General features: G+C 55.8%; 19 protein-coding genes. 6 read left to right on the forward strand and 13 right to left on the reverse strand.

Annotated features, from left to right (window positions below):
* Positions 1-3: 3 nt before the first annotated feature.
* Genes ABLQ08_RS07520 through ABLQ08_RS07530 form a run of 3 tightly spaced genes read left to right on the forward strand, consistent with a single transcriptional unit; the run spans position 4 to position 1,786 of the window.
* Complete coding sequence (locus ABLQ08_RS07520) at positions 4-525, forward strand: hypothetical protein (RefSeq protein ID WP_352940548.1); 522 nt, start codon at positions 4-6, stop codon at positions 523-525.
* Entirely contained in the window at positions 522-1,514 is a 993-nt protein-coding gene (locus ABLQ08_RS07525) for a B12-binding domain-containing radical SAM protein (protein ID WP_352940549.1), read from the forward strand. Before ABLQ08_RS07520 ends, ABLQ08_RS07525 begins: the two co-directional genes overlap by 4 nt.
* 47 nt (positions 1,515-1,561) lie before the next feature.
* Positions 1,562-1,786 carry a hypothetical protein gene (locus ABLQ08_RS07530; RefSeq protein ID WP_352940550.1) on the forward strand — a complete coding sequence of 75 codons (225 nt, stop codon included), beginning with the start codon at positions 1,562-1,564 and terminating at the stop codon, positions 1,784-1,786.
* Between the two features lie 5 nt (positions 1,787-1,791).
* Here the strand turns inward: ABLQ08_RS07530 and ABLQ08_RS07535 are convergent, their stop codons facing one another.
* The 4 genes from ABLQ08_RS07535 to sigZ all read right to left on the reverse strand — a co-directional run bounded on the left by ABLQ08_RS07535 (position 1,792) and on the right by sigZ (position 5,103).
* On the reverse strand, positions 1,792-2,256 hold the full coding sequence (locus ABLQ08_RS07535) for a hypothetical protein (RefSeq protein WP_352940551.1): 465 nt from the start codon (positions 2,254-2,256) through the stop codon (positions 1,792-1,794).
* Positions 2,257-2,270: 14 nt separating this feature from the next.
* Positions 2,271-3,851, reverse strand: a complete 1,581-nt coding sequence (locus ABLQ08_RS07540; RefSeq protein ID WP_352940552.1) for a hypothetical protein — start codon at positions 3,849-3,851, stop codon at positions 2,271-2,273.
* Positions 3,823-4,305, reverse strand: a complete 483-nt coding sequence (locus ABLQ08_RS07545; protein WP_352940553.1) for a hypothetical protein — start codon at positions 4,303-4,305, stop codon at positions 3,823-3,825. The genes ABLQ08_RS07540 and ABLQ08_RS07545 overlap by 29 nt, the downstream gene beginning before the upstream one ends.
* A gap of 249 nt (positions 4,306-4,554) precedes the next feature.
* Complete coding sequence (gene sigZ / locus ABLQ08_RS07550) at positions 4,555-5,103, reverse strand: RNA polymerase sigma factor SigZ (protein WP_352940554.1); 549 nt, start codon at positions 5,101-5,103, stop codon at positions 4,555-4,557.
* Between the two features lie 179 nt (positions 5,104-5,282).
* On the opposite strand from sigZ, the gene ABLQ08_RS07555 reads away from it, so the two are divergent.
* Positions 5,283-5,993 (forward strand): glutathione S-transferase family protein, encoded by a 711-nt coding sequence (locus ABLQ08_RS07555; RefSeq protein WP_352940555.1) that lies wholly within the window; start codon positions 5,283-5,285, stop codon positions 5,991-5,993.
* Between the two features lie 153 nt (positions 5,994-6,146).
* Positions 6,147-6,659 carry a hypothetical protein gene (locus ABLQ08_RS07560; protein ID WP_352940556.1) on the forward strand — a complete coding sequence of 171 codons (513 nt, stop codon included), beginning with the start codon at positions 6,147-6,149 and terminating at the stop codon, positions 6,657-6,659.
* A gap of 51 nt (positions 6,660-6,710) precedes the next feature.
* Here the strand turns inward: ABLQ08_RS07560 and ABLQ08_RS07565 are convergent, their stop codons facing one another.
* The 8 genes from ABLQ08_RS07565 to ABLQ08_RS07600 all read right to left on the reverse strand — a co-directional run bounded on the left by ABLQ08_RS07565 (position 6,711) and on the right by ABLQ08_RS07600 (position 14,582).
* Complete coding sequence (locus ABLQ08_RS07565) at positions 6,711-8,954, reverse strand: hypothetical protein (RefSeq protein ID WP_352940557.1); 2,244 nt, start codon at positions 8,952-8,954, stop codon at positions 6,711-6,713.
* The gene (locus ABLQ08_RS07570; protein ID WP_352940558.1) at positions 8,951-9,442 is read right to left on the reverse strand and encodes a hypothetical protein; all 492 of its coding nucleotides are present in this window, start codon (positions 9,440-9,442) and stop codon (positions 8,951-8,953) included. Before ABLQ08_RS07570 ends, ABLQ08_RS07565 begins: the two co-directional genes overlap by 4 nt.
* A gap of 200 nt (positions 9,443-9,642) precedes the next feature.
* A complete protein-coding gene (locus ABLQ08_RS07575) occupies positions 9,643-10,128 on the reverse strand; it encodes a hypothetical protein (RefSeq protein ID WP_352940559.1) in 486 nt (161 codons plus the stop codon).
* Between the two features lie 318 nt (positions 10,129-10,446).
* Positions 10,447-11,271, reverse strand: coding sequence for an ABC transporter permease (locus tag ABLQ08_RS07580; protein WP_352940560.1), 825 nt, complete (start codon positions 11,269-11,271; stop codon positions 10,447-10,449).
* Positions 11,264-12,031: an ABC transporter ATP-binding protein gene (locus ABLQ08_RS07585; RefSeq protein ID WP_352940561.1), complete on the reverse strand. Its 768-nt coding sequence runs from the start codon at positions 12,029-12,031 to the stop codon at positions 11,264-11,266. The genes ABLQ08_RS07580 and ABLQ08_RS07585 overlap by 8 nt, the downstream gene beginning before the upstream one ends.
* Positions 12,032-12,095: 64 nt before the next feature.
* On the reverse strand, positions 12,096-13,115 hold the full coding sequence (locus tag ABLQ08_RS07590) for an ABC transporter substrate-binding protein (RefSeq protein ID WP_352940562.1): 1,020 nt from the start codon (positions 13,113-13,115) through the stop codon (positions 12,096-12,098).
* 42 nt (positions 13,116-13,157) lie between these two features.
* A complete protein-coding gene (locus ABLQ08_RS07595; RefSeq protein WP_352940563.1) occupies positions 13,158-13,823 on the reverse strand; it encodes a GntR family transcriptional regulator in 666 nt (221 codons plus the stop codon).
* A 387-nt stretch (positions 13,824-14,210) separates the two neighbouring features.
* Positions 14,211-14,582, reverse strand: a complete 372-nt coding sequence (locus tag ABLQ08_RS07600; protein WP_352940564.1) for a DUF6362 family protein — start codon at positions 14,580-14,582, stop codon at positions 14,211-14,213.
* 92 nt (positions 14,583-14,674) lie between these two features.
* On the opposite strand from ABLQ08_RS07600, the gene ABLQ08_RS07605 reads away from it, so the two are divergent.
* Positions 14,675-15,019, forward strand: a complete 345-nt coding sequence (locus ABLQ08_RS07605) for a hypothetical protein (RefSeq protein ID WP_352940565.1) — start codon at positions 14,675-14,677, stop codon at positions 15,017-15,019.
* Between the two features lie 124 nt (positions 15,020-15,143).
* On the opposite strand, the gene ABLQ08_RS07610 is transcribed toward ABLQ08_RS07605, so the two are convergent.
* Complete coding sequence (locus ABLQ08_RS07610) at positions 15,144-15,308, reverse strand: ribosome modulation factor (protein ID WP_352940566.1); 165 nt, start codon at positions 15,306-15,308, stop codon at positions 15,144-15,146.
* Positions 15,309-15,436 lie beyond the last annotated feature (128 nt).

Here is a 15,436-nt window from a genome sequence, read left to right on the forward strand (position 1 = left end):
CTCATGCCGCGCAAATTGTTTCATGTCATTTTGAACCGTCCTACCAAGTACGACGACGACGGTTATCCCATCCACTGGCATCGCACCACGATACCTGCCAACTCCCTTGCCTGCCTGAACGGCATTGTCCGAGATTGTGAGAAGCGGAAGGTATTGGGACGGGATATTGACCTGAATATTCTCTCCATTGACGAAGGCAATTCCCGCATCCTGCCGGAAAAACTGATCGCCCACATCAATCGCAACGGCGGCCGCGGCCTCGTTTGCTTTACAGGCGTTCAGAGCAACCAGTTCCCGCGCGCGGTCGATCTGGCACATACGTTTCTGAAAGCTGGTCTTCCGGTAAGCATCGGCGGCTTTCACGTCACGGGCTGCATGGCGATGCTCCCCGAAATGCCGATTGAAATGCTTGAAGCACAAAAACACGGCATAAGTTTTTTCTGGGCGAAGCTGAAGGCGGGCGCTTCGACGCGGTTTTGCGAGATGCCTTCGAAGGCAAACTCCAACCGGTCTATAACCATATGAAGGACCTTCCTTCACTCCCCGGTCAACCCAGGCCGGTGGTCGAACGTGAACAGATCGATCGCTCGACGCTTGGCTATGGCAGCTTCGACCTCGGTCGAGGGTGCCCGTTCGAATGTAGCTTCTGCTGCATCATCAACGTTCAGGGCCGAGGCAGCCGCTTCCGCTCCGAAGAGGATCTAAAAGCCATCATTCGAGACCACGCGAAGATCGGTGTGACCAAGTTTTTCGTCACAGACGACAACTTCGCCCGCAACCGCAACTGGGAAGCGTTTCTCGATTGCCTGATCGATCTTCGAAAGCGCGAAAAACTGAATTTCACGTTGATCATTCAGGTCGACACGCTTTGCCACAAGATCCCGAATTTCATTGAAAAATGCGTCCGGGTCGGCGTCGATCAGGTCTTCATCGGTCTGGAAAACATCAATCCTGACAATCTTGCAGGTTCGAAAAAGCGTCAGAACAAGATCACAGACTATCGGGAAATGTTTCTCGCCTGGAAGAAACACCCGGTCATTCTCACGGCGGGCTACATCATCGGATTTCCGAACGACACACGCCAGTCCATCCTGCGCGACATTGACGTGATCAAGCGGGAACTTCCCATCGATATCCTGTCGCTATCCATATTGACGCCATTGCGTGGATCGGAAGACCACAAAAACGCGGTAATGGGCGGCATATGGACAGATCCGGACCTTAACAAATACGATCTCACGCACTGCGTCATCCGGCACCCGAACTTTCCGGGCGACATGCTCGACCGTGTCTATCTTGAAGCGGTCGGTCGCTTTTACTCGCCCGACCATTGCCGCACAGTCCTGCGCCGCACCGCGGCCCTCGGCAGTAACAAGAAAATCGCAACAATGAACCGTCTGCTTCTCTACGGAACAGGTTCGCGATTGCACAACGTCTTTTCACTTGACGGCGGTTACTTGCGGCTCAAATACCGCACCGACCGACACCCGGGTCTGCCTTTGAAAAACCGCTGACTTTTTTCGCAAAACATTATTGGTTCACAGCCCGCAACATATCGATCATGGCGTTCCGGAAATGGCGGTACAGGCAGTTCATCAAGCAGCTGTGGGGAGATCCAAAAAGGTTCGATTATTCCGATCAGGCGATTGCGGAAATTGGCCACAAGGATTTTGAAACCCTCGAACTCTATACTGCCACCCGTGGCGGCAAAGAAGCCGTTGCGACCTATCGCAAGATGGAAAGCCTGAAGCAAAAGGCACGCAGTGGCACGACAGCGTGCGCCTGAGGCGCTCAAAGCTGGCAGCTGCCCTGTCCGGTCCAGGCATATAACAGAAAATCCTCGCCGCCGCGGCCGTAGGAGCGCAGCACCCCTTCTCTTTGTCCGCCCAGCGCCTCGATCCAGCCGTGAGCGATATCGTGTTCTATGTGAGTCAGAACCTGCAGGCGTCTGCACTCCCGCTCAACAGCCGGTCGAAGCTCATTGAAATGCCGGGTGATCAACGGGACGCACCGTTTGAACCGATCCGTCCCGAAGGCCCAGGCCTGCCAGTGATCCGGATCGAAGGCCGATGCATGGCTGAAACCGAACGCCGCCGCCGGCTGCCCATCGTACCAGACAGACCAGACCTTGCCTCGAACCGCAGTCTCCACCGCACAAACACCAAGCGCACGCGTATCCCAGTTTTTCCAGAGGCAGGCAATTTCGTTGAAGTCCGCCTCCCGCATGTTGGCCGCTATGAAGGACGCATCGCGCACGCAAAGATCCTTGATCAAAAGCCGGCAAGAGGGTCTTCCAACGCAGCGGTCTGTATCTGCCGCCGCTGTTTCATTACCTGTTTGACTTCCGCCTTGTCCTTCCATCCCAACGCCTCAACAATTGCGTCCGCTTCGTCCGGAGACGATCCGAGACGCTCCTTTATCTCTTCCTTGCTCTCAATCAGGATCTTGCCGCCTTTCATCTTCCAGCGGTGAGCTGTCAGTTGCGCCTTTACCGTTGCAGAGCGTTTGATCGCCAGTCCCTGTCCGCTTTTCGGATGCAGGGCTTCACGCAGGCGCCAATAGAGCTGGGCCCGCAGGTTGTAGAAAGGGATCCGGCTGTCTTTCGCTCGTTCTCCCGACTGACTTGAGAAAACGCATTTCTCGACAGGAATATCATTCTCGCGCTTCAAAAAGCCGACCGTATCGCCGCCCCAGCCTCCGGTGCAGTCGACCACAATCAGCGCATTGTCCCGCCGTTCCCTGATAATCAGCGACCCGACATCCGAACCATCCCGGGTGTCGGCTCCCTTTCGGATGATGTTCTGCTCGAACCGCCTGCCATGGAGCGGCTGCAGGACCGTTTTGTCCTTGCCGCCTTGTGCCACATCGACGGCCAGCACGTTCATCGGTTTGTCCCTGTCTATGCCCTCGTCATATCGTTGAAAGGCCTTATCCACCCATTCCGATGGGATAACCTGCCAATCGTGATCCTGCCGCGCCGCCTGAAAGTCCCCGGTTCTCAAGGCCGTTCGCATCGGCTCCGGCATCTGGTCCAGCTGCGCATCGTAGCTTTCGTCAAGATACGCATTGTCCTGTCGCTTGGCCGGTATGAAAGTTCGGCTTTTCGGCGTTCGAACTTCACCCTCGATTTCCACCGGTTCCGGCCCATCCACCCAAACCGTGCGAATTGCATCGCCATCATCAAGAAACACGGCCCAAAGCAGTTCCCCAGGCTTCACTTTGCCGTACAGCGGATGCAACGGGTCCAGCCAGGGAGCGAACCATTCGATCAGAAAGTCTCCCTGTCCGCCAAGTGGCGGGTTGGTGGCAATCAGCCCCCGGCAACGTTGCCCCGGACGTGTCGTCCTGAGCCAGCCAAGCACGAAGATGATCTTGCGCGGATCCATCTGCGCGCCTTCATCGAAAGCCTTCAGGTCATGGTCCCGTCCCTGCCAGTCTTCCTCCGCCCCCGGCAAACCCAGATGGCCGAACTCGATCATGCGCTCATCTGGCCCCACCCACTTGGGCGGATTGCCGGAGATCTTGCCGAGGCCCGCCAGACGCATCAGCGTGTTCATGCGCTCGATGAGCCCTTTCAGCGATTTCAGCGACTGACGGAAAATGACTGCCTTGTGATGGGCAAAAAGGGCGAGACCTGCAATCAGATCGGTCTTGCCACCGCCGGCCGCCCCGCCATAAAGGGTCAGATCTGCTTCAGAGAAGTACCCCTCGGTCTGCGGTCCATCCTGCGGCTGCCAGACGTCGAACTGGTCCAAAACACCGGCCTCGTCGAGTTGCTTTTGCAAGGCGACCCTGTCCTCGGCCGGCATCTTGTCTATGTGGTCAATCAGCGTTTTCAGTGCTGTTGTCATTCGCTTGTGTGCCCTCACGCGTCAAAAGAGCCATCACCCCCAGCGCGATCTCCGCTGTGCTGCGTGGCTTGAATTTCTCCATTTTTTGAACGTCGTCCGCTCCGCCCAGAACGCCCCATGTCTCCAGTTCAGTCCGGTCGCGCCAGCCTGCCCTGTTCTTCATGTTGAACGTCCAGGCACTGGCGTTGAACTTGGTGAGCTCTCCTTTCGCCCCGTCCTTGCCGATCCGCTCCCATTCCAGAAGTCCGCGACGCGTCGCTTCCTCCAGCTTTCCGGCCGGAAAGTCTTCTGGAAATTGTTCGGCGTAATAGCGGATTGTCTTGCGGTCGGCGGCCGGAAAACTCTCGATCGAGTATCCTTGTGAAATATGCGCGCAGAACTCTTCACATGCCTTTTGCCGCGCAGCGGCTGTCGGCCATTTCAGCACGCAAGCGTCATCGTTCTCATCAGTCATGACGAGCCCCATTTTTGATTGAACATGAAATGCCGGAGAAGAAGAAATGTCCGCATGGCAAAGACGCAGCGTTCGTTCAGCTGCACCTGCCCAATCTACCGGTCTTAGGTCTGTTTTAGCGCCGTAATGACGAAACGTCGAGCAAGCTCGCTTGTCTGAACCTCTTGTTCAGACTGAGGTTTTTGTTTCTCCGTGAAGTTTCAGGCGCTTGTGCGTCAATTGCGTTATGCGCCTTCAGTAATTGGTATTTCAGCACTTCCCGCAGCTGTCGGACTTGCTTCGATATCCGACTATGTTTCCTTGTGCGTCCAGGGAGAAATGGCAACAACTGTCATAAACGTTGCGCAGTCTGGAGCGCGCCTTTTGAACCCGCGACTTCAGCGTTGAATAGCTGATACCGAGATCCTGCGCATATTGCTTCTGCGAAACGCCTTCCAGTTCAATCTTGCGCAAGAGAATGCGCATGTCTTCAGGCAGAGCGTCAATGAACGGTTCGATACATTGGTCCAGGTCATGCTTTTCCGCATCCCCCATATCGGAATACCAAAGCTCTTCCGGGTCCAAAGCCTTCGTTTTTGCTTTCTTGCGGTAAAAGTCGATTGTTGCGTTGTTGGCGACTTGAAACAGCCACGCCTTCAAACTGTCATCCTTGCCCAGCTTGCCGATGTTCCTGTGCGTCTTCAAGAGAATATCCTGAAGCAGCTCTTCCACGTCGGCAGGATTGGAGACTTTTGACCGCAAAAACGCATTCAGGCTGGATCGATAGTCTACCCAAACCCTCTCAAGCTCTGTTTGCATGGCTCCATCACTATGTTGGTTTCGTTTGCCCTTCATAAGTAAGAAGCTCTTTCAGCAGAACCAAGAAGGCAAAAACATTATTTAATATCAAATCATTACAATTTTTCTTGGAAAAACTTCGTCTTTTTGCCAGCTGCATCGTCTTACAGGTCGAACAGTCAAACAAAAGGACCTCATTCATGATCAGGATCGTCAGCTTCAAGATTTGCCCCTTCGTTCAGCGTGTCACGGCAATGCTGGAGGCCAAGAAAGTCGGCTATGAGATCGATTATATAGACCTGAAGAACAAACCTCAGTGGTTTCTGGACATCTCCCCGACCGGTCAGGTCCCTGTGCTGATCACGGAAAATGGCACTCCGCTGTTCGAGTCGGATGCCATCGTTGAATATATTGATGAAGTCACACCGCCCTTGCAGCAAGACCTTTCTCCCGAACAGCGTGCGCTCAACCGCGCCTGGAGCTACCAGGCATCCAAACACTACCTGGTCCAATGCAGCACCATGCAAAGCGCGGATAAGGTCATTCTGGACGAGCGTATGGCAAAGCTCGTCAAATCCTTCGACAAAGCCGAAAAGCAACTTGGCGAAGGTCCGTTTTTCTCGGGTGGAAGATTGGGAAATGTCGATATGGCCTGGCTGCCGCTTCTGCACCGTGCCGCAATTGTCGAAGACCACAACGGCTACGACATGCTCGACGGTCACCCAAAGGTAAAGGCCTGGCAGAAGTCACTTCTGGAAACCGGCATCCCGCAAAAGTCGGTACCGGTCGATTTTGACGAGAAGTTCTCCAACTTCTATCTCGCCGAACGCACTTGGCTTGGCCGGGGAGCCAACCCGGCTGAACCGGCAGGCGCTGTGGAACCGGCAAAGTCGGGCGGGTGTTGCGGCTGATCGACGAAATATCGGGCTGCTTCTCGATCTTGATCGAGGGGCAGTCTCGATCTGACCTGCAATGGCGACACAATCAGTGATATCCTATTCCCGGGACGACAAGTTAAACTTCAATTCTCTTTTGCGAATGCCCACGGAAAAGGATCTGAAACGATGAAAGCGTTGAAATCCCTTAAATTTTCTCAAACCGCCTTTCTTCTTGCAATTGTCGCAGCAACCCCGGCAGCCGGCTTTTCCCTGACCGGCACCTATAAGGGCGTGGTCGCCTGCGACAGCACCACAGCAGGTGAAGCGTCCACCTGGGGATGGAACATCGAATTGTTGATTGTGCAGGACGGTTCCGATCTCCGCGTCGACTACAAGTATGTCGACACGGCGGAATTCGGTGCCGAGTTCACGCTCTATAGCGGCAAGGCCGCTACCTCCGCAGACGGTTCCGTCGTCAGCGCTTATTTCAAGGCCTGCGATGCCAGTTTTCCTGCCGACGAACTGGTTCGCATCGCCCCCACATCTACCAAGGACAAACAATTCGGGTTCGCCGCCGACAGCATCTGGGCCTCCGACCAGGTTCCAAATCTTCCAGGTCTGACGGTCCAAAGCTGCCGTTGGTCCTTGAGCCGAACCTCCACGGAGGCTCCAACGGTCAAAGCCTGTCCAACGCAATAGGCGACTGCAGAGAGGTTTTCAAAGATCGATGGGACCGGGTTCAGGACCCGGTCACACTGTTGACCCAACGTCCGGTTTCGGCCTCGGCACCGGGGCCTGCACTGATGTCGGGGCTTGCAGGGCGACAGGCGCTTTCTTCGGGATATCCACCCGAGGACCTGATGCAGGTCTCGGACCGGTTTGCCCGGCTTTCATCCGCTCGGCCTTAAGTTGCTGCTGTTTCAGCTTGATAGCCGCCCCGCGCACATTCACCTGGTAACTGTCGCTCAGCCGGTGGCGCTGGCCCGCCTCATCGTCATAGGCAAGCGTCATGCGCGGGCCATAGCCATCTCTATCCATCCAGCCCTGTTCCCAGTCCCCGCCGGTCTTGTCGTTCGGTGTCAGGTACCATTTCTTCGCCCGGATCCCCTGGCGGGAAAGCGCGGCTTTCACGTCCTCGTCCACATAGCTGTAGCCGATCTCTTCGATATTCGGGTAAACCCGCTCCACCGGGTATTTCAGCATCAAGCCGTCCGCGTCTTCCGCATAATCCGACAGCGCCCACCTGCGGCTGAACCGCCTGGCTGCCAGCAGTTCGGCAGCTTTTTCATGGCCGTTCATCTCCAGGTAGCCTTGCTCGAACTCCTCCCAGAGCTCGTCATTACCCTGTTGCTCTTCTTCCGGTGTTCGGCCGATCTTGCGGAAAGTTCTGTAAGACGTCTGGCGCAAAAACCTGTCACTGTCGGCTTCCAGACCAGAAGCGGCGGCTCGTTCGGGTATCTGTCCTGCCGCGGCAGGTGCCGTTTCCGGCCCGGACGCCGAGGCAAGGCCCGGCTCAGGGCCCGGCTCAAGGCCCGGCTCGAAGGAAGACGGCAGGATCGGCTGCGCACCGGGCAATGTCGGTACACCTGAAAGCGGCGCTGTGCCATCCCCTGGCAAAACAGTTTCCGGCGACAGCTGATCTGCCTTTGGCACCGGAGCGCTCAGCGGTGCGTCTTCTTCCGCCAACGGCTTGCCGGAAGTGACCTGCGCAGCCGCTCTTGCCTGAACCGCCGAGGTCAGCACATCCGCCACCTGTTCCTGTGTCGCTCCCGCCTTGAGGGCGTCCCCGGCCGCGTCGCCGCCGGTCTCGATGACTTCGCGCAGGTCGCCAAGAGCCTTGGCCTGTTCGTCCTCATCGGCGCTGGTGCCGAACACCCAGTCAATCGCACCGCCGACAGCCCCGGTCAACGCATCGCGCCCTTCCACATAAGTCTCAAAGATAGCCGTGCCTTCCACGGCATCGGCGATCCCGGCCATCTGCTGGATGGTCTCGTTGTCCGGATAGGCCGCCCCATAGAGCTGCGTCATCGCGACGATGTCATCGACATTGCCCAGAACGTCCCAGGCTTTCTTGACCGGCCCGATCGGCGTGAACGTTACCGCCAGATCGATTCCCGCCTCCGCTGCAAGCTCCGTCAGCTGCTCTCTGCTGAATTCAATTCCGAGCGTCTGCGCGGCTTCCAGATAGGAATTGCCGCTCTCCTCGGCTTCCCTGGAGATAAGTTCATGCAGCGCTGCAGCGGTGGCCGCCGTGATGATCACCGGGGTTCCGGCGTCGAACAGTTTCCGGGCTTTGTTTGCCGCCCGTTTTCTGTTGGTCTTGCGCTTTTGACGCTCTTCCAGCTTAGCCGCTTGGCGCGCCTCTGCCTTAATTGTCCCTGCCGCTTCATAGCTATCCGGAACTAAGTAGCTATGATTCTCGAGGTTGTGAGAGCTGCCATACCCATCGTCCCGGGGTTTCAGGACATTGGTTCTGATTGTCTCAAATTGTTGTGGCGTTAGTTCCACGTCCGGATGCGAGAGCACCCACGTCATCACGGACTTCATGCTGACTCGTTCGAACTGCAATCGCGTCAGTTCGGTTTGCGCCGTAAACTTGTTGTCTAGAATGCCCTTGTCGGCTGAGATAACTTCAAAATCATACTGGCTCTTGTTTTCCAACATGAACTTGCGGGCACCCATATCCCAAAGCTCATCTCCTCCGCGTGCGCTTAATCTCTTCTGGTCGGGGTCGAACTTGTTCTTGTCCCTTTCAGACTTCACCGGATCAACGAGCAAAACTTTACCTGCATACGTTTTGCCTTTGAGCCAAGAAGCGAACGCCTTTTGTTGGTCCAAGCCGATATTCTCGAACAGCTCTTTTTTACGTGCCTGAGGCACATATAAAAACTTGTCCCCGCGTGAAACGATCGCATCCAACGCCGAGAACCCGCCATGCTTGAGAATGGTGCCGACCCTGGCATGGTCCAGGAGAACAACCTTTTCCTTTCTCATGTGTTTTTTCCCTCCCGGTCGTCCACAACAAGTCCGCTGTAGTCTTCCAGAAGGCGGTCAATTGTCGCTTGGGAGCGTACGTCCGGCAATTCACCATCCAGTATCCGGATTGAGGTGCTGTAGCTTGCGATATCAAAGCCAAATGCCTCCAGGTCATATCCCTGTTTCCAGCAAAACCAATCAAAGAAGTCGGTTATCAAATCGATCGCATCATCCGGGCGTTCTTTAAACTTGGGATTGTCTTCAAGAAAGTCATGCTCGTTCGCTGACTTGATTTTTTCCCAAACGGACATTTTCTTCAGCGCTTCACGCGTCTCATCATGCTTGAGAAGCACTTCCACGAGTTCGAGGACTTGCGAAAGTTTAGCATCCGGCGGAATTCCATTGTTGTACTTACCGTAAAACTGCTTGTGCTCTTCTTCGCTCCCATACTCATTGAATTCGTATAATTCTTCCCGCCACCCGGTAATATCTTCAATATTTGCCATCTTTCTGGCTCCAATTCGTTTTCCGCACAATGTTCATCAAATGTTCCAGAGGCAATAACGCTGGTACATTGCGACATTGATTTTTGTTACTTGAAAGGCCCCTCAACCGCGTGAAACGATCGCATCCAGGGCGGCAAATCCACCATATTTGAGAATGGTGCCAAGCTGCGCCTGATCCAGAAGGATGACCTTTTTCCGGCTCATGCCAAGTCTCCTTCTGCGTCGGCTCTGATTGTAAATGCGTATCTGTCGAGCAAAAAAGCCTTGGTTTCGGAAGACTGAACCCCGGATAGATCTCCTCGGATAATGTCGCTCGCCGTGTCTATTCCGGCCAATCGAAATGCCGACGAGACAGGCGGATAGCCGGCTTTCCAGCAGAACCACAGCCAGAAATCATTTATCATGACAACGGAGTCTGTGGGGTACAGTTCCATTTCAGGCGCATCGTCTTCAAACGGGCCGCTGGCATCCATAAGCTTTTCCCACTTGGCGATCTCTGTCATGGTCGCAAGGGTCTCCTCGTTCTCAAGGAGAACCTTTATGAAATGAAGAACCTGAGAGACGGGGATCAGGGGCTCCAGTTTATTCACAAACTGATCCACATAGGCCACCCATTCGTCGTCCCACCGCTCCTCAAGATCGTTGAACTCGTCCCGCCACCCGGTAATATCTTCAAGACTCGCCATCTTCCTGGCTCCAATTCATTTTCCGCATAATGTTCGCCAATTGTTCCGCACGCAACCCTGGATAGGCATCAAGTGTCCTCAATTGCGATTTTTGGAATAAGTTCAGGCCCTGCCGGAGAATGGCTACACTTTCTCACGGTATTGGTATGAGGCTAGTTTTAGCCCTGTTCTGACGAAGCGTCGAGCCCGCTCAGATGTCTGAAACCCTTGTTCAGACACGAGCTTTCGAAATGCGTTTTATGATCAGATGCTTCGGATGCATCTGCCGTTACGCGCTTTTTAGTCAATTGGCTTCGGCTTTCTCCGAAACCGAAGAGACTAGGTTCGCCAGCCAAGCAGACGGCGCTCGATCAACCCGATGGAAGCACTGACAATCACACCGAGCAGCGACAGGATGACAACGCCTGCGAACAGCCGCTCCAGGTCATATAAGGCGCCTGCTTCCAGGATATAGGCACCGATCCCGTATTCGGCGCCCAGCATCTCGGCTGCAACCAGTAGGATGATTGCGATGGCCAGACTGATGCGCAATCCGGACAGAATACCGGGCATCGCTCCAGGCAGAACGATTTTGCGCACGATCGACAGCCAGGACAGGCCGAAGCTCTGCCCCATGCGGATGAGCGAGCGATCGACATTGTCCACCGCCCCATAGGTTGCAACCACGGTCGGGGTGAAGGTGCCGAATGCGATCAGCGCGTATTTCGAGCCTTCATCGATCCCGAACCAGATCACGAACAGAGGCAGGAGCGCGATTTTCGGGATCGGGAAAATTGCCGCGACCAGCGGCACCATCCCGGCGCGGATATAGGAAAACAGGCCGATCAGGACGCCGGCGGCAATTCCCGCACTTGCCCCGATGGCGGCGCCGACGACAAGACGGCGCAGCGACGGCTCCAGATGTTTGAACAACAGGCCGCTTTCCCAAAGTCTACCGAGTGTCGCCAGCACGTCCGTCGGCTTGGGCAGCGTCAGCGGTGAAATCCACCCTGCCTCGGTTCCCCATTGCACAAGCGCGATCAGCACCACGAAAACGGCAACGCCAACCCAACGATGCGCTTTGGGAGCAAAGCCTCCGCCCCGGAAGCGGACTTCCATGGAGCCTTGCGAAGCTGTCCTGCCATCAGATCTAACGTCAGACATCGAGCAGCTCCTCATCGGCCGCGCGCGCTTCTTCGCGCATCAGGCCCCACAGGAGATCATGTTTCATCTGACAGACAGGATCGCCGGGGCGACGGTCCTGGATCGGCGTATCGATGGTCACGATTTCACGAATTTGTCCCGGACGGCGCGACAGCACGACAATGGTATGCCCTAGCCGGACGGCTTCCGAGAGATTGTGCGTCACATAGACCGCCGTGAACGGCCGGCGGCTCCACAGGTTCACCAGATCGTCCATCAGCAGTTCGCGCGTCTGACTGTCCAATGCAGACAGCGGTTCGTCCATCAGCATAACCGCGGGATTTACGGCAAGGGCCCGCGCGATCGCGACCCTTTGCTTCATGCCGCCGGAAAGCTGTTTCGGCAACGCACCGGCGAAATCTGAAAGCTTTGCGCGTGCCAGCACGTCGTCAATGATCGCCTTGGCCTTCGCGCCCCGGATACCGTGATCCTCAAGCACCAGTGATATGTTTCCCTTCACGGTGCGCCAGGGCAGCAGGGCAAAATCCTGAAAAACGAAAGTCAGCGGATTGAGGCAGCCTTCGGGAGCAGATCCCAGTTGCAGCACCCTGCCCTTCTCGGGCCGCTCCAATCCGCCGATCAGACGCAATAGCGTCGACTTTCCGCATCCTGACGGACCGACGAGACAGATGATCTGCCCTGAAGGTATTTCCAGCGAGATATCCCGCAACACTTCCGTATCGCCATAATGATGGCTGATCGAATCCAGTCTGATGTCCATGGAAAGCCTGTAAAGTCGAAAGAAAACGGCAGCACCCCGATGAGACGCTGCCGCGGGGAAGGCGTTAGCCTTCGTAGGTTTCAACGTAGCTGTCGTCGACGAGCGTCTCCAGCTCGACTTGCTTGCGAACCAATTCTTCAGACTTGAACCAATCGAGCTGGTCGCGAATGGAGGCAATATTCAGCCGTGCGTCTTCATTGAGCCACATCGACCCGTTGATGATGGACGGTGCGGCCTTCTCCAGCGGACGGTCGGTGTAGACGTATTTGTGGATCAGCTTGACCATCTCTTCGACGCCCGCCTCCCCGCCGGTCTTTTCGACCATGGTGGCATCGTAATCCCTGACGCCCTTGCTGTATCCGGCCAGAAACTCTTCCGTCTGGGTTCGTTCGTCGGTGGCGTTCTTGGTCGAGGTAAAGATCGTGGTTACCTGATATCCCGGCAGATAATCCGAAACATTGCCGATGATATGGGCAGCACCAGCTCCTGCCAACGGCTTGGCAATATGCGGAACGATGGACCACGCATCAATCTGACCCGACTTCAGCGCACCGATGATCGCACCTACCTTCTGCAAAGGCTTGAAGGACATTTGAACGCCTTCTGCCTCTGCAATCTTGGAGCCCATATAATGGAAAGAGGAGCCTGCTGTCGAAATGCCGAAAGTCTTGCCTCCGAGCTGTGCCGGAGAGGTCAAACCAGCCTTGAATGCGGCGTCGGACGCCAGGATCTTCTGACCGTCCACGCCCTTCTTCTCACTCAGGGCCCCACCGATAACCTTGACGGCGCCTTTGTCGGCAAGTGAAATCAAGCCGCCGGAGACTGCAGTGACACCATAGTCGACATCGCCGGAGGCGATGGCCACCGCCATAGGCTGCGCCGCCTGGAAGAATTTCAATTCAACGTCCAGTCCGACTTCCTTGAAGTAGCCGCGCTCCAGCGCAATGAAACTGCCGGAATGAGAGGTGAAGCGCAGAGCGCCCAGCACGATCTTCCTGTTTTGTGCAATTGCAGGCGCGGCGAGTGTCGAAACCGCCGCTGCTCCCATGAGGCCAAGCGTCTGCCGTCTGCTGAATGTCACCATGAATTTCTCCCCGATTTGCTTGTTTTGCTCATGCACCGTTTCTCAAATTCCCAGATCGGCGCGAATATCGTCTTCAAGAAGAGCAAGCGCCGCAGCAGCTTCACGCGCCAGCACTGCTCTTTGCAGTTTTTCCAGTCTTTCTGCCCGTGCTTTGAAATCGACACGTCCTTCGCGCAGCAAGGTCAGTCGAAAGCGGCGGGACTGGTTGTAGAACTTGTCGGCCATCTGAATCAGACGAGGCGAACCGCAGGCAGACAGAAGGGTTTCGGTTGCCCCCCTGCAGGCCTCATCCCATTCCAGCGCAGTGACGTCATCCGGGTTTTCCTGAACTGCCGTTTCGGCGCGGCTCAAAGCATGAAGCGCAGCAACCACGCGCGCCTCCCAGGCCACATCTCCGCGCACCATGGATCTGGAAAGTCCCAGCTTTTCCGTCTCCACACGCATCAGAAGGATATCTTGCAGGTCCTCCTCCGTGGCCGACATCACCCGGAAACCGCGCTGATTGGTTGCTTCTACCAGCCCTTCGGCAACAAGCATCCGCAATGTCTCACGCATCGAGTGGTTCGAGCCGCCATAAGACTGGCGCAGGGCTTCAATCTTGAGCTTTTGATCGGGCCTGAGCACACCAAAGGAAATGTCACGGCGGATTGCTGACGCCAGCATGGCCACAACCGTATCGTCCTCCCGCGCGCTCATCCCGAACAGCATTCTGCACCCCATTTGAAAAAATGTTGGATATTTTTCCAATTATTGAATGCAATTTGTCAAGCGGTAAGACAAGAACGCAACATGTCCCCTGCTTCAAGTTAAGGATCGGCCAGGAAGCGACGCCCCCGCTCGACCAAAACCGATGCAAAGCAACATGTCACCGAGGAAGGAGAGTTCATTCTGCCTGTGCCACTCTCAACGCTGGACAGGTACAGCCCGGAAAGAACTGCGGTGCATCAGACTGCGTCAAAAATCTTTTGAAAACGGCGCAGCAGCTTACCGTCATTGCAATCGGAAAAAGGGAAGGTTCACCCCTCCCTCTACCGTCATCCTTTCAGGGGGCGCACCGGCACGCCCCTCCCATAGACCTTCAACATCGCAGAAAACTCAGGACGAGAGCTCAATCTTTTTTGCGAGCTTGCTCAACAACACCTTATTCCGGCTTGTCACAGTCGTGCGCTTCCAACCGTATTTCTCGCAAATACGGCTGAACTTGCCGCCTCCGGCTTTGCACATCACCTCAAACTGCAAAGCCCGGCGAGCATCTGCATCTTCGATGAGGGCGAACCAGGTCAACGCTTCTTCTGCCCTTGAAATTTGCGCCGGCAAGAATGTCCGGCTGCGTTTTGCGACCTTCCCGCGGCAATCCGGCCAGGCTGCAAACACGGCCTTTGGCCCATCGCCTTTGCCCGTCACGGCGATCACTTCGACCGCCTCGACCAGACGGCCCATGACTTCTTCGGAAGTGGAAACACTCATAATAAGAACCTCTTAGACAGAAACACACCTTGCGCGCGGAAGCTGCGTCAGCCTACCTGACAACTTCTGGAAGAATCACAACTGGGGGCAAGATGACCTTGAAGACGATGGCAACTCTCTCTGCTGGACTGCTCGTAATTGCAGGTTGCGCCAAGGGTCCGGACGCAATCAAACCGGCCAGCATACCTTTGGCGGCATATACGGGCCAGTCATGCTCAAGCCTGACAAAGGAGCTCGCGCACGAAAAGGATCGACTGGACGATCTGGAAGACGCACAGAGGAGCGCGCAGACCGGAGACGCTATAGGCGTGTTCTTGGTTGGAATACCGATTTCAAGCGCTACCGGCGGTGATAAGGAAGGTGATCTCGCCGTTTCGAAGGGCAAGGTCCAGTCAATCGAACTTGCGATGAAATCCAAGAACTGCCGGATGTCGTAAGTCGCGCCCCGGAACAGTGGTCTGCTCAAAGAACTGAACAAAGGCCGGAGCGCACAAAACACCTTTTGGTGTTCCAGTACGCTCCGGCAGACTTGGCTCGATTTCAGGCTGCGTCCGACGCGACCTATTTCCGGTTCGCGTCGCGCTCCGTAAGGTAGCCCTGCTCCCAAAAGTCGAAGTAATCCGCTTCGCGCGGATAGGGATTTTCGGTTTGCGACTTGCCTTCGCGATAGGCCTCCATTCCACGCTCGAACGCGTGGGTCTGGGCCTTTGTCTGATACGTGGTCATATGTCCCACCCACCCCAGGAAAAATTGATTTGAAAAATCTGCCCCGTGGCATTCCCGGCGGCGTGACGCGCCACAATGTCTGCGCGTACAACCCTGACATTTCCACACAGCCGTTGATTGCCGCCCAA

This window comes from Roseibium sp. SCP14, assembly GCF_040329475.1.
Lineage (GTDB): Bacteria > Pseudomonadota > Alphaproteobacteria > Rhizobiales > Stappiaceae > Roseibium.